This is a genomic window from Rossellomorea sp. NRS-1567, assembly GCF_050467885.1.
Taxonomy (GTDB): Bacteria; Bacillota; Bacilli; order Bacillales; family Bacillaceae_B; genus Rossellomorea; species Rossellomorea aquimaris_C.
Genome location: NZ_JBITPL010000019.1, coordinates 191,870 through 206,033, shown reverse-complemented (window position 1 = coordinate 206,033; position 14,164 = coordinate 191,870). Strand labels below are relative to the sequence as shown.

The following is a 14,164-nucleotide window of genomic DNA, read 5'->3' as shown; positions in this document are numbered from 1 at the left end:
ACTCGTTTAGGGTGCGTTTTTTGTTTGTTCACCCATTCTTCAATACATTTAGAAGGAAGGGTGTTTGTATGGAAAAGGCAGGACAGAGTTTTAAAAGGAAGATGAAGACGCGGCATTTGGTGATGCTGTCTCTTGGAGGGGTGATCGGAACCGGGCTTTTCTTGAGTTCGGGGTACACGATCCATCAGGCTGGACCGTTTGGGACGATCCTTGCTTATTTGATTGGGGCGCTGGTGGTGTATCTTGTGATGCTTTGTTTAGGCGAGCTTTCTGTCCATATGCCGGAGACGGGATCCTTTCATAGTTATGCTACAAAATTCATTGGTCCTGGGACCGGTTATACGGTGGGCTGGTTATATTGGCTGACATGGACAGTGGCATTGGGGTCGGAGTTTACGGCGGCTGGCTTGATGATGCAGCGCTGGTTTCCTTCGATTAGTGTATGGATTTGGAGCGCGGTCTTTGCTGCGTTGATTTTTGTCCTTAATGCGTTGTCAGTGCGGTTTTTTGCTGAATCTGAATTTTGGTTTTCTTTAGTAAAAGTGATTGCGATTGTTGCGTTTATTGTGATTGGGACAGGGGCGATCGTCGGTTTCATCCCCCTCAGTCATTCAGAGCCCGCTCCGCTTTTCACGAATATCACAAGTTTTGGATTGTTTCCGAACGGGGCATTTGCCATCTTGATGACCATGCTTGCCGTGAATTTTGCCTTTTCAGGTACAGAATTGATCGGGGTTGCGGCGGGAGAAACAGAGAATCCATCAAAATCGATTCCTAAAGCCATCCGTACCACGCTTGTGAGATTGATCATCTTTTATGTAGGGACGATTGTCGTATTATCTGCTCTAATACCGAGCCAGTCAGCCGGTGTATTGGAAAGTCCTTTCGTAGCGGTACTTGGTCGGATTGGAATCCCGTATGCCGCCGATATTATGAATTTTGTGATCATAACGGCCATTTTATCAGCGGCAAACTCAGGTCTGTATGCTTCTTCCAGAATGCTATGGTCGCTTTCAGATAAGCAAACGATCTCACCGATTTTCGCCAAATTGACTGAAAAGGGAGTCCCTCTCAATGCGATTGTATGCAGCATGCTTGGAGGGGGGCTAGCCTTGCTTTCAAGCATCATTGCACCGGGGACGGTCTACATCGTATTGGTTTCGGTCTCAGGTCTTGCGGTGGTGATCGTGTGGATGAGCATTAGTGCTGCCCAGTTTCTATTTCGAAGACAGTACATAAGGGAAGGAAACGATGTGAAAGACCTGGCTTATCGGACGCCGCTCTATCCACTCGTTCCCATTGCGGCATTTCTGCTTTGTCTCGCTTCCTGTATCGGCATTGCCTTTGATCCCACTCAGAGGATAGCCCTTTATTGCGGAATCCCGTTTATCGCCCTTTGCTATGGAAGCTATCATCTAACACAATACGTAAAGAAAAGAGGAACAGGTTATGTCGAATCAACTGAAGCTGAATCCCATTGATGCTATTTTACAAAAACATTCCCCACTTATTTTAGATGGAGCGTTAGCCACAGAGCTGGAAACCCATGGCTGTGATTTAAACGATCCCCTTTGGTCTGCCCGTGTACTCCTTGAAAAACCGGAAGCGATTGAGAAAGTTCATGCTGATTATTTCCGTGCAGGAGCCGATTGTGCGATTACAGCCAGCTACCAGGCAACGGTGGATGGTTTTCGAAAGCGCGGAATAGAGAAACCAGAAACGCTGGAATTAATCAAAAAAACGGTTACTCTTGCCAAACAGGCTCGGGATGAATTTTGGAAGGAAGATAAGGGAAATTCGAATCGGCCGAAACCAATCGTTGCAGGTTCTGTAGGACCATACGGGGCATACCTTGCTGACGGCTCTGAATACGTTGGGAACTATGGAGTAAGCGATCAACATTTAGCAGATTTCCATTTTCCCCGAATCCAGGCACTAGTGGAGGCGGGTGCTGATTTGTTGGCGTTTGAGACCATCCCGTCCTTGCAGGAAGCAAGAGTACTCGCGTCACTTTTGAAAGAATTTCCGGATACCTGTGCCTGGCTGTCTTTTTCTTTAAAGGATGGAGAGACGATAAGTGATGGAACGGGGATTGAAGAGTGCACGCGTGTGTTCAATAACGATGAACAAATCGCTGCGATTGGTGTGAATTGTGCACCGATTATTGCGGCCAAGGAGGCGATAAGCGTATTAAGCAGAAACACTGACAAACCAATCATCGTGTACCCGAACTCAGGTGAGACTTACAATGCTGAGACTAAAACGTGGCATGGGGAGGAAGCGTGTTCGGCGTTTGATGAACAATCAGGAATTTGGTACGAGGCAGGTGCCCGTATCATTGGTGGTTGCTGCCGGACGGATCCTGGTCATATAGAAGCCTTGGCGAAGAGGTGGAGATAGGCAATGACACTTAAATGCAAAAGCCCAAGTGATACAACCACTTGGGCTCTTACATCATTATCGCTTCTATTATTTAATAGAAAACGTCTCTTTTATCAGTAGGTCCTCTGGAGATTTCCCGATTTGATCTTGATGGAAGTAATCTCTGATGACTCCATCTTTTAAATAGTTGACGATTGAGACCATTGTCATACCTTGATCTAAAGCGAGGTAGGCTTGAGTCACTTCTCCTGTCTCTACATTGACTGAATCAAGGAACCCGTATTTCCCGTACATATCGAAACGTTTCAACGCCTGGATGTTATTGAACGCTTCCATTGGTGCATATTCCAGTGCCAGGAAAGTGGCATGTGGAGTAACAGTACCGTCTGACTTATAGCCGTCCATACCCAGAGGTGTAGCGGCAAATTCTGAATAATTATCTGGTGTGGCTGCTGGTGACATGCCCCAGGCTGAATATCCTTGCTCTTTAGCATATTGAATCTGGATGTCTACATGACGCTTATTGTTCAAGCCAAGTGCGTTCTTCCCAAGTTCTTTTTCCTTTAGTACAAGCTGTGGCATCAATGCTTCAAACATGCTTCCTCCCCAGCTTGGTACATATTTAGTGCCCTTGTAACTGTAATGTCCTTCGAAGACATCTACACCATCATAAGTTTCTGTATATCCTTCTGGAATTTGAGCCTGCCAATCCCAGCTTTCAGGCATGGTGCGGAACATTCTCCACCAATGTTCTTCCGGTACATCTTCTTTCCCGATTGCGATGTAGCTTGCTACGCGTGGTTCCGTATAGAAGGCACCGTAATGGTGAGAAGTATAGCTCTCGGTTGCTACATCATATCCGCCCCGCATTTGTCCTACTTCAGGTGTGTAAAGAGTGGAATAATCCATGTCCTCAACTAATGCGTGGGTCTCTTCATAGAGTTCCGGATACGCTTGTCCCACTACAACGAGTCCTGCAGACAGCCATCCATTATCTACAGTTGAGATGAATTGACCCCAATCCGTCATGAGCGTTGCATCTTCTGTATAGTACCAGTTGTAAAATAATCCGTTCCATTTTTCCATATCTTTTAATGAATTCAACGTTTTTTCGATGTTGGTCACGGCTTCTTCACGTGAGATCAGGCCGACTTCCTCCGCTGAAATCGTACTCATCATATACATGGCAATGTTCGTAGGAGAAGTGAATTTCTGGGCATTGATCTCCCCGTTATCCATTCGGACGGCATCAAAAGTGAGTCCCGTTTTCTTATCTGTAAAATCTTCGAAGTATCGATAGGTATTTTTTGAAATCGCTTTCAATTGTTTGGATAAAGCGATCTCTTTTCCTTTGTTTGTGTGCTTTGCAGAAGCCGCAGCTGGGAGCGTAGCGCTGACGATTAGCAATAAAACTAACAGCAATGAAAAATATTTCTTCAAATAGGACACTTCCTTTCAATTTGGTGAAACGTTTCGATTAAAAGTATACAAGAGTGATCAAAGGACGTATATCACTCAATAGTAACAATTATCTGAAAATAAACTGTAGGTATATGACCTCTTTTTTGAGTCTTTTATACCAGTATCCACCGGAAAGTAACCGCTGGATCCAGACACTGCCCTCAATCATAGGTGCTACTATATTGGGGGACTACCATCTTTTTTAGGCTACAGTGTGATTGATTTCTATTAAAAAAAGGAAATTCTCCTATTATGTAGAAAGTCATAGATACATAGTCAATAGGGGTGAGCAGGATGCAGGGTTTTCATTATAAAAACTACGACGGTTTAGGGCTCGCAGAATTAGTGAAGAAAAAAGAAGTTCATCCTAGAGAATTGGTTGAAGAGGCCATTAAAATAACAGAAGCCCACAACCCGAAGTTGAACGCAGTGATTCATAAAATGTATGAACAGGCGAGGGAGGTTGCAGACAAAAAGCTTACTGGGGCCTTCGCCGGTGTACCGATGCTATTGAAAAATATCACTCAAGAGATGGAAGGGGAGCCCATGACAGCAGGTTCAAGATCTCTTCGAAGCTACCGTGCAAAGACAGATTCAGAGTATACCAGGAGATTGCGGGAAGCCGGCGTGGTCATTCTGGGGCAGACGAATGTACCTGAATTTGCTTTAGTGGCTGTTACCGAGCCTTCACATTACGGTGCGACAAGAAATCCGTGGAACCTGGATTATACACCCGGAGGTTCTAGTGGAGGTTCAGCAGCAGCGGTAGCATCCGGCATTGTTCCGATCGCGGGTGCCAACGATGGTGGGGGATCTATCAGAATCCCTGCCGCCTATTGCGGGTTATTTGGTTTGAAGCCAACCAGGGGAAGAACACCTGTTGGTCCCACCTACGGAAGAACGTGGCAAGGTGCCTCTGTTGAGCATGTTTTAACACGATCAGTCAGGGATAGTGCTGCCATGCTGGATGAATTACGAACGTATGAAAAGTCTGCTGCTTTTTATGCTCCACCATTTGAAGGGAGGTACTTGGAAGCATCACAAACCCCATTAGTCAAGAAATTAAAGATTGCCTATTCCACAGCTTCTCCCATAGGAACTGAAGTACATCCCGAATGCGAAAAGGCTGTTGTGAAAGCTGCTAAAGTACTAGAGTCCATGGGTCATGATGTGGAAGAAAAGGAGGTGCCTGTGGATGGACATAAGATTGCGAGAAGTTTCTTAACCATGTATTTTGGGGAAACCGCTGCATTGTTAACTTCGTTGGAAGAAGTGCTGGGAAGAAAAGCTACTTACGCTGATGTGGAACCTTCCACCTGGCTCCTGGGTTTGATCGGAAAGGCCACCCCTGCTGAAGAATTCATCCTGAGTATTAGGGAGTGGGACAAAGCAGCCTATCAAATGGAAATATTTCATGAAACGTATGATTTCTACCTTACTCCTACAACAGCTTTTCCTCCAGCCAAGATAGGAGAGCTGGAGCCGACCCAATCAGAGAAATTCTTGATCAGTTCAGTAGGGAAATTGGGACTCAGAAGACTATTGAAAAAGATTGGGATCGTTGATCAAATCGCACAGAAGAATCTGATGCGTACCCCTTTTACCCAGTTGGCCAACTTAACAGGACAGCCAGCCATGTCACTTCCGATACATCAAACTTCTGAAGGGCTGCCCATCGGAGTTCAGGTGATGGCAGCAAAAGGCAGAGAGGATCTGCTGTTGCAGTTGGCTGGAGAGATTGAGAACTCTGAGCATTGGTTGCAAATAGAGAAAAACCCTTTGTTTTAAAAGGGGGAGGGGGAGAGGGGCATCCCATGTCCCCTCCCCCCCTTCTGTCTGTCCTCCTATTCAATCATCCCGACGATCCTCTCACAAATCTCATGGGTAACCAGCGAATCCTCAATCGATGGGTCAGGGGTTGTCCCATTTTCCACACAGTCTAAGAAATGATCCACTAAATCATAAAACCCTCGCTTATACAAAGTAGGCTCCCAATCTCCAAATGAAGAAAGGCTGACTTCTTTATTATGATAATGAGTCGTTTCAACGAGACTGTTGACAACATATTTATGATGGCCTGCCGAGTACTCGATGATTTCTTCCGTCACACCGCCGTCACGGTTCATGATCCCGATTGCGGTGCATTCCTCGCCGATAAGCTGGACGACTAAGTGGTGGAGCATGTCATCCTTTTTTAGATACTGAACCTTTACATCCTGGACCTCTGTATCCATTAAGAATCGCAGAGTATCGACGACATGGATGAAATCTTCTACAACGAACCTTCTGGTGTAATCAGGTAGGGCGTATCTGTTTTTTTGCATAAGAAGGAAGCTCGGGTTGCCATGCTCCCTTAGCTCTCTCACTTTTGGAATGAATCGTCTGTTGAAACCGACCATGGCGATTTTTCCACTTTCTTTTGCAAGCTGAACGATTCTTTCGGTTTCGTGAAAGTTCAAGGAAATCGGCTTGTCTATGTATACGTTGATGCCGTTCTGTAGTAGTTTCTCCGTTATTTCAAAGTGGGCTTCGGTAGCGGTACTCACAAATGCCGCGTCAATGTTGGTTGCCATCAGTTCTTCCACATTCTGAACCTTTTCCTGGATGCGATATTTATGTGCCAGAACATTTAGAGTTTCAGCATTTCTTGTACAAAGCACCAGCTCGATGCCTTCTTTTTCAGAGAGAACTGGCAGGTAGGCTTTCTTGGCGATGTCTCCCAGTCCAATAAGTCCGATTTTCATGTTTTTCACCCCGTTGTTTTTTTGTGTATCATTCTTTCATTATATTATTCTCTATTTATATATCAAATCTAAGAGTGATCAAGATGCGGGTGAGTTGGGATAGTTTCACTAAAACACGAACATTAAAATGTAAAATTTAAATAAAATTCGTATTTTTGTTGATTGTTGAAGGGGAGTTTGTTATATTAACACTGTACTAATTACATATCGTTACTCGTATATCCTCGGTAATATGGTCTGAGTGTTTCTACCTGGTTCCCATTATAAGAACTGGACTACGAGTTGAAGTATTCGGTTTTGCGGTTTTTTGCCGTTGCCATTTTGTGATGGGCATTCACGTCATATCACGTATACTTTAACTTCGAAGGTCTGGAAAGTAGAAACCACTCTACATGTTCTAGATCTTTTTCTTTTGGGCAGAACAGCGAGATATCACCATCAAGAAAAAACGAAAAAGGAGAGATTTGATGAAAAAGAAACTGGCTTTATTTGTATCATTATCCGTACTCGCATTATCCTTATTTACTGGATGCAGTTCCACTTCACAGACTGCAGCTAAGGAAGAAGAGGCAGAGAGACCGATTATGATTCAAGGTCCAATGCCGATTGAAGCTGAAAAGTTTGCAGGGAAATTAGAAAATGTGAAAGAAGAAAAATCGGGATCATTTGTTTTTTACATAGGGACGCTTGATGATTATCCTGTCATCGTTGCCAAAACCGGTAAAGGGATGGAAAACACGGCAGCGGCTACTGCGGTAGCGGTTGAGAAATACGATCCGATCGCCATCATCAACCAAGGAACATCAGGTGGACATGACCCTGAACTGCATGTATTTGATATCGTATTAGGAGAAAGAACCGTTAACCTGGGTTCATTGAAAACAGCTGACAAAGCTGATAACGAAGGAATTGATCCAACCGTCTGGAAGCCGATGGACTTAATGGCTTCTGAAGGCAGTGCAGGTGAAGATCCAAATGCTGAAAAGATTCGTTATTACGATGGAGACGAGGACTTACTCCAAGCTGCCAAAGCAGTAAAGGATACATACACCGATGGAAAGATCGTCGAAGGTACCATCGGTTCTGCCGACGTGTGGAATAATGAAGTGGACCGCATTCAATGGTTCCATGAGAAATACGGTACTTCTGTAGAGGAAATGGAAGGGGCTGCAGCAGCACAGATTGCAGGTGCTTATGATGTAGCGTTCCTGGGCATCCGTGTACTGTCCAATAACAAGACAAATGGTGGAGCATACAACCCGGAAACCGCATCGGCGAATCAGGAGTATGTCTATGAAGTGGTGAAAGAATATATTTCAATGATGGAAAATAGATAATGTTACGGGTCCTGACCCACGGTGCATGAATGCTAAGCATGCCCGGGGTCGGGTCTTTTTTTATGTTACAATGGTCTAATGCAACACAACATTTTTATCATCACACGGAGTTGATCATAATAGAAACGAAAAAATATATCTATCATTATTCATGGGAGCCGAACGAGGAATCCCTATGTGCCTTGGAAAGAAGAGTGTTATTTGGAAAGAGCCCTAAATCTAGCGTTCTGGAAAGTTCAGTGAAAATAGATCCCAGTAGAAGTCCTTTTATTCGGGAGAGAATCGAAATGATCTGCGAGGGTAATGAGTTTGGAGAACTACTTGAAGAAATAGAAGAATTAGAAGCACTTGATGGGTTCAAAGTCGTTTTTGTTCAAAATCTTGATGCGGAAAGAGTAGGCTTCAAAAAGCTTCGCAAGATTGAAAAAGAAGTAGGAATGCATCTAAAAGGTGAAGCGGAGTTAGTCGATCCAGACATTTGGTTCGGGGTGATGAAGACCAATGAGCGCTGGGTGTTCGGAAAGTATGTGAGAAACGAAGCGGTTTGGCTACACCATGTGAAAAAGCCGCACAGCTATTCGACGGCACTCAGCACTCGTGTGGCAAGGGCCGTCGTGAATATCGCAGCACCGAACCCTGAAGGAATCAAAATGATCGACCCGTGCTGCGGAATAGGGACGGTCCTTGTGGAGGCACTATCCATGGGGATAGATATCGTCGGGAGTGACCGTAATCCTTTGATCCTCGATGGAGTGAAAGAGAATATCGCTCATTTTGGATACAAAGGGGATGTCTCTTTAAAGGATATTAACGACGTAACCGACAATTATGATGTAGCTGTGATCGATCTACCTTACAATCTTTGTTCAGTGATTACAAATGACGAGCAGCTTGACATGCTCCGCAGTGCGAGACGATTTGCAGAGAAGGTCGTGATTGTTACCTTGGAAGATGTGGACGCGAATATTGAAAAAGCGGGCTTTAAGATCGTCGATCGCTGTGAAGTGAGTAAAGGAAGATTTGTCCGGCAGGTGCTGGTTTGCGAATGATCAGGAAAGAGAGTCTGGATGAATCCAGGCTCTTTCTGTTATTTTGAAGCTCTTTTTTATAAAACCTCTATAAAAAATCACCCAAACAAGAATATTTTTCTAATCTCAAAAAATAATATAACCAATTGGAAACGTCCTGCTATCGTGGGGAATCCAGTAATATCAAGGGAAAGAGCTTAGATGGGCTTATGACAATTTCTCCCTTATGACATTTGTCATGCCCAGCATATGACACCTACTACTAACACGATGATATCGCTTATCTTATAATGAATTCAACGCCTTAAATGAAGGGAATTATGACATGACAAATATAAAAACGTTGAAAAAAGAAGTTGCTCCTTATGAAAAGTCAACAACAAAGGAAAGTGTATGGCAGATCATCAACACGCTGGGGCCATTCTTTCTATTATGGTTTCTTGCGTATCAAAGCCTTTCAGTATCGTACTGGCTGGCACTCGTTCCAATCGTGATCGCTGCAGGGTTCCTGACACGAATCTTCATCATCTTTCATGATTGTACCCATTTCTCTTTCTTTAAAAGCCGTCGCGTAAATCGAATCGTCGGAACCGCTATGGGTGTATTGACGCTATTCCCGTTCGATCAGTGGGGACATGAGCATGCTGTCCATCACGCGACAAGCGGGAATCTGGATAAGCGTGGAACAGGTGATATCTGGACGCTGACGATTGATGAGTATTTAGCAGCACCTCTTAAGATTCGTTTAGCGTATCGCTTTTATCGCAATCCGTTCGTTATGTTTGTATTAGGACCGATTTATGTATTCCTTCTGAAAAATAGATTTAACCGTAAAAATGCACGTAAGAAAGAACGTAACAACACGTATTTAGTGAACGTAATCATCGTTGCCCTTATCGCACTCCTATGTGTAACACTGGGCTGGCAGGAATTCCTCCTTGTACAAGGATCCATCTTTATGGTTTCAGGGTCGATCGGTATTTGGTTGTTCTACGTTCAGCATACGTTTGAAGACTCGTATTTCGAAGAAGACAAAGAATGGCAATATGTGTTGGCAGCTGTTGAAGGAAGCTCCTTCTACAAGCTTCCAAAATTCATGCAGTTCCTTACAGGTAACATCGGCTATCACCATATTCACCATCTAAGTCCGAGAGTACCGAACTACAAACTCGAAGAAGCACATAAAAATTCAGAGCCATTACAAAAAGTACCAACCATCTCACTTTTAACAAGCTTAAAATCACTACGTTTCAAGCTTTGGGATGAAGAAAACAAAACATTTGTAAGTTTTAGAGGTGTTAAGTCTCTGGATAAGTCAAAATCAAGAATTTCAACTGAAGCCAAACCTGAATTATAATCCTGACCGACTCTCCTTATGAACGTTTCATATAAGGGGAGTCTTTACTTGATAAGGCCTTTAAAAGGAGTGAACCTACATGATTCGAATCGTCATTGCAGAGGATCAGGAATTATTGCGTGGAACCCTGACCTCCATCCTCAACCTGGAAGAAGACATGGAAGTAGTCGGCCAGGTAAAGGATGGGCAAGAAGCACTCGCCCTTGTCCACCAATTGAAACCAGACCTCTTTATCATGGATATTGAAATGCTTGAGAGGGACGGACCTCTGGAATCTGTGAAGACAGTCGGTTGTCATCTGCTTGTATTGACGACATTCCCGAAGAAGGGATATTTAGAGCGGGCTCAACAATTCGATGCAGGTGGGTATTTACTAAAGGACAGTCCAAGTGAAGAGCTGACTTCCTCGATTCGCAGCATAGTGGAAGGGACACGGGTCTATTCTCCGAAATTAATCGAAGAGGATAAGGAGTCTCAGGAGTCTGGTTCATTCCACATTTCCCACCCACCAGGCCAGGTGAAGAACTATTTTACAATGATCATGAATAAGATGAAGTCACCGGCAGGGTGAATTTGAGGGGTCTGCCTCCCATGCAGTTAATGCATCGGGGGGCAGACCCCTTTTTCGATTTTCATACTTGAGTTAAATCACAGCTTTTGAAATAATTGGTGTGAGCAATAGGGCTCTTTTTGTTAAAGGAAAGGAGAGCCATACGTTTTTACTAAAGCAAGAGGTAATCCTGTACATATAAAGGTGAGATACGTTATGAAATTTGAGGTTAGAAAGCCTGATATGGATTTGAGACCGTGGGTTGAATGCTACTGGAATGTAGAGTTGAACACGGGGACGGAAGACAAGACTGAATTAATCCTGCCCAACGGAAAGATTGAAATGATTTTTGCACTTGAAGGAAACTATAAAGTGATGAATCGGAGAACCCGCAGCGTAAACCAATCTTGGTTGTCGGGGTGTCACTATGAACCTTTAGAAATCAATTACCGGGGGAAATCAAACTTAATTGGCATACGTTTTTATCCACACGGGATTTTTCCTTTTTTAGAGATCCCCATTGGTGAAACGGTCAACCAGGTAGATCCCCCCATTCCATTTGGGGAGTTTTTCAGGAGGAAATGTATGAAGCCCTTTGCATGGTAAAAGAAAACGCAGAGATATATCCCCTTTTAGATCAGTTCTTGATTAGAAAAATATCCGAAAAGAAAACAAAACAATATAAAGTCATCACAGGTATAGTAAATCTGCTGAAATTGAATCCCAATCAATCGATTCCAACATTGGCAGCTTCCTTAGGTTTTACTCAAAGACACCTTACGAGGATCTTTCATGATCACACAGGTGTGAATCCGAAGCGGCTTGCTCAAGTGTTCAGGTTTGAAAAAGCCTATTCATCTCTCTATTCCCAGTCTCATAACGATTTGGCAGATTTGAGTTCCCAGTTGGGATATTATGATCAGTCTCATTTCAATAAAGAGTTTAAACGGTTCTCGGGAATGTCTCCTGGAGAATATAAGAGAAGGGCATCCGGATCTGATAATTTTCTTTCATAAAAGCATGTCCATTTTTTACAATACCTTTCCTTGTCATGTACTTATAATGGATGAAGATCATACATAATGTGCAGGAAGGAAGAGGAAAATGAATATGATAGCTCAATCAGCTGTATCCATTAATTACTTAGCGGTAATTGTGGCAGCACTATCTTCTTTTGTAATAGGAGGCTTATGGTATTCCCTTCTATTCGGGAAAGCTTGGATGGTGGAAAACAATATTGACGAAGAAGACCTGAAGAACGGTCACATGGGGAAAATCTTCGGCGGTGCATTTACCCTTTCACTTATTATTTCGATTGTATTGGTACTGTTTTTAGGTCCTGACAGAAACGGGATGATCGGAGCTTCTGCAGGGTTCACAGCAGGGCTTTTCTGGGTGGCGACCGCGATGGGTATCACGTATTTATTTGAAAGGAAATCAATTAAACTTTTCTTCATTAATGCCGGGTATAATGTTGTGACCTTTACGTTGATGGGTTTCATATTAGGGGTATGGAGATAGGTTTACACAAGTAAAAACCGGACCCACCATACGTAACGTATGGTGGGTCCGGTTGAATGATTACCATTCCTTCGGTTCGTAATCCAAATCTTGAAACAGTCGCGCCTTCTCTTTCTTAGAAAGGTCGCGCCATTGTCCAACAGGCAGATTCCCCAGTTGAATATTCATGATGCGCGTGCGCTGCAGTCTGTAGACCTCATATCCAAGGGCTTCACACATGCGGCGGATCTGTCGGTTCAATCCTTGGGTCAGCGTGATTTGGAACACGTATTTTGACACCTGCTCCACTTTACAAGGCAGGGTTTTCGTTCCAAGAATCTTAACGCCCTCTGACATCTGCTTTAAGAAATCCTCTGAAATCGGGCGGTCAACAGTGACGATATATTCTTTCTCATGCTGATTTTCCGCACGGAGGATTTCATTGACGATATCCCCATCGTTCGTCAGAAGAATCAAGCCATCTGAATCTTTGTCCAGTCGTCCAATATTGAAAATTCGTAGCGGATGATTGACGAGATCCACAATATTCCCCTTGACGCCCTTTTCAGTTGTACTCGTAATCCCAACAGGTTTATTTAATGCAATATACACATTATTTCTTGCTACCCTGACAGGAGCTCCGCTAACCTTCACATCATCGCCGGGATTCACTTGATCGCCAATCTTCGCGATCTTCCCGTTGATGGTCACCCTTCCTTCCGTAATCAATTTATCTGCACCGCGTCTGGATGCCTTTCCAGCTTCGCTTATATACTTATTGATACGCATGCTCAACACAACCTTAAACTGATAATTAATAATCTAAGAATATCGGACTGGCACTTTATTTTCAAGGGATTCCCCTAAATAGACCCCGTGCAGTCGGGCTATCCTATGAAAGAAAAAAACGCGAACTTTTTTCCAATACCCCCTTTACATTTACGCAGCGTCAACCTGTAAAGTAAGAATTGTCAGGAGGTGACATCATGGAATATACCGTCAAAAAACTTGGAGAGATTGCTGGTGTGAGCACGAGGACCCTGCGCTATTATGATGAAATTGAGCTTCTGAAGCCGGCCAGGACCAATTCGTCAGGATACCGTATATACGGGCAGAAGGAAGTCGACCGCCTGCAGCAGATCCTCTTTTACAAAGAACTGGGTGTTGGACTGGATGAGATCAAGGATATTCTGGATGATCCTGGCTTTGACGCAACACATGCCTTGATGGAACATCGAGGGGAATTGTTGGCCAGACGAGAGCAGCTTGATCGACTGATTGCGAATGTAGATAAAACATTACGGGTAAAGGAAGGGAGAATCACCATGTCGGATAAAGAAAAGTTTGAAGGATTCAAGGAGAAAATGGTGGAAGATAATGAGAAAAAGTACGGAAAAGAAGTGAGGGGAAAATACGGTGACAAAGCAGTGGACGAATCCAACGCGAGAGTCATGAACATGTCTCAGGAAGACCATGAAAAGGTCACACAACTGGAAAAGGAAATTAAACAATCCTTAGGGGAAGCATTTCAAACCGGTGATCCTGCAAGCGATGCTGCCCAGAAAGCGGCTGACCTCCATAAGCAATGGATTTCGTTCTATTGGGGGCATTACAGCAAGGAAGCCCATGCCGGCCTTGCTCAAATGTATGTGGACGATGAACGGTTCAAGGCTTATTATGACGCTGAACAAGAGGGAATGGCCGAGTTTTTGCGGGATGCGATTCACATCTATACAGGACAGAAAAAAGAAGTGGAATAAACAAGAAGTACTCTACAACCCCAATAAGTGTTATGATATGGAGAT

At 43.8% G+C, this 14,164-nt stretch carries 14 protein-coding genes and 1 riboswitch; of the genes, 11 read left to right on the top strand and 3 right to left on the bottom strand.

Annotated features, from left to right (window positions below; translation table 11 throughout):
• Positions 1 to 68 precede the first annotated feature (68 nt).
• Together mmuP and mmuM are read left to right on the top strand one after the other, a co-directional pair.
• Entirely contained in the window at positions 69 to 1,481 is a 1,413-nt protein-coding gene (mmuP, locus tag ACIFOD_RS16045) for an S-methylmethionine permease (RefSeq protein ID WP_430315459.1), read from the top strand.
• The gene (mmuM, locus tag ACIFOD_RS16040; protein WP_430315458.1) at positions 1,450 to 2,400 is read left to right on the top strand and encodes a homocysteine S-methyltransferase; all 951 of its coding nucleotides are present in this window, start codon (positions 1,450 to 1,452) and stop codon (positions 2,398 to 2,400) included. The genes mmuP and mmuM overlap by 32 nt, the downstream gene beginning before the upstream one ends.
• A 69-nt stretch (positions 2,401 to 2,469) precedes the next feature.
• On the opposite strand, the gene ACIFOD_RS16035 is transcribed toward mmuM, so the two are convergent.
• The gene (locus ACIFOD_RS16035) at positions 2,470 to 3,822 is read right to left on the bottom strand and encodes a glucoamylase family protein (protein WP_430315457.1); all 1,353 of its coding nucleotides are present in this window, start codon (positions 3,820 to 3,822) and stop codon (positions 2,470 to 2,472) included.
• A 315-nt stretch (positions 3,823 to 4,137) separates the two neighbouring features.
• On the opposite strand from ACIFOD_RS16035, the gene ACIFOD_RS16030 reads away from it, so the two are divergent.
• Complete coding sequence (locus ACIFOD_RS16030; RefSeq protein WP_430315456.1) at positions 4,138 to 5,631, top strand: amidase family protein; 1,494 nt, start codon at positions 4,138 to 4,140, stop codon at positions 5,629 to 5,631.
• Between the two features lie 56 nt (positions 5,632 to 5,687).
• Here ACIFOD_RS16030 and ACIFOD_RS16025 read toward each other — a convergent pair whose 3' ends face one another.
• Positions 5,688 to 6,587: a Gfo/Idh/MocA family protein gene (locus tag ACIFOD_RS16025; protein ID WP_430315455.1), complete on the bottom strand. Its 900-nt coding sequence runs from the start codon at positions 6,585 to 6,587 to the stop codon at positions 5,688 to 5,690.
• 194 nt (positions 6,588 to 6,781) lie between these two features.
• Positions 6,782 to 6,885: riboswitch (purine riboswitch) on the top strand.
• Positions 6,886 to 7,054: 169 nt separating this feature from the next.
• On the opposite strand from ACIFOD_RS16025, the gene ACIFOD_RS16020 reads away from it, so the two are divergent.
• The 7 genes from ACIFOD_RS16020 to ACIFOD_RS15990 all read left to right on the top strand — a co-directional run bounded on the left by ACIFOD_RS16020 (position 7,055) and on the right by ACIFOD_RS15990 (position 12,380).
• Positions 7,055 to 7,924 (top strand): 5'-methylthioadenosine/S-adenosylhomocysteine nucleosidase, encoded by an 870-nt coding sequence (locus ACIFOD_RS16020; protein WP_430315454.1) that lies wholly within the window; start codon positions 7,055 to 7,057, stop codon positions 7,922 to 7,924.
• A gap of 287 nt (positions 7,925 to 8,211) precedes the next feature.
• On the top strand, positions 8,212 to 8,973 hold the full coding sequence (locus ACIFOD_RS16015; RefSeq protein WP_430315453.1) for a TRM11 family SAM-dependent methyltransferase: 762 nt from the start codon (positions 8,212 to 8,214) through the stop codon (positions 8,971 to 8,973).
• A gap of 304 nt (positions 8,974 to 9,277) precedes the next feature.
• Positions 9,278 to 10,309: a fatty acid desaturase gene (locus ACIFOD_RS16010; protein ID WP_430315452.1), complete on the top strand. Its 1,032-nt coding sequence runs from the start codon at positions 9,278 to 9,280 to the stop codon at positions 10,307 to 10,309.
• Positions 10,310 to 10,388: 79 nt separating this feature from the next.
• Positions 10,389 to 10,880, top strand: a complete 492-nt coding sequence (locus ACIFOD_RS16005; protein ID WP_430315451.1) for a response regulator — start codon at positions 10,389 to 10,391, stop codon at positions 10,878 to 10,880.
• Positions 10,881 to 11,075: 195 nt separating this feature from the next.
• Positions 11,076 to 11,465, top strand: coding sequence for a DUF6597 domain-containing transcriptional factor (locus ACIFOD_RS16000; protein ID WP_430315450.1), 390 nt, complete (start codon positions 11,076 to 11,078; stop codon positions 11,463 to 11,465).
• A gap of 38 nt (positions 11,466 to 11,503) precedes the next feature.
• Entirely contained in the window at positions 11,504 to 11,875 is a 372-nt protein-coding gene (locus tag ACIFOD_RS15995) for a helix-turn-helix domain-containing protein (RefSeq protein ID WP_430315449.1), read from the top strand.
• 88 nt (positions 11,876 to 11,963) lie between these two features.
• Positions 11,964 to 12,380: a DUF1761 domain-containing protein gene (locus ACIFOD_RS15990; protein WP_430315448.1), complete on the top strand. Its 417-nt coding sequence runs from the start codon at positions 11,964 to 11,966 to the stop codon at positions 12,378 to 12,380.
• 60 nt (positions 12,381 to 12,440) lie between these two features.
• Here the strand turns inward: ACIFOD_RS15990 and rluF are convergent, their stop codons facing one another.
• Positions 12,441 to 13,148, bottom strand: a complete 708-nt coding sequence (rluF, locus tag ACIFOD_RS15985) for a 23S rRNA pseudouridine(2604) synthase RluF (protein WP_430315447.1) — start codon at positions 13,146 to 13,148, stop codon at positions 12,441 to 12,443.
• Between the two features lie 197 nt (positions 13,149 to 13,345).
• On the opposite strand from rluF, the gene ACIFOD_RS15980 reads away from it, so the two are divergent.
• Positions 13,346 to 14,119, top strand: coding sequence for a MerR family transcriptional regulator (locus tag ACIFOD_RS15980; RefSeq protein ID WP_430315446.1), 774 nt, complete (start codon positions 13,346 to 13,348; stop codon positions 14,117 to 14,119).
• Positions 14,120 to 14,164 lie beyond the last annotated feature (45 nt).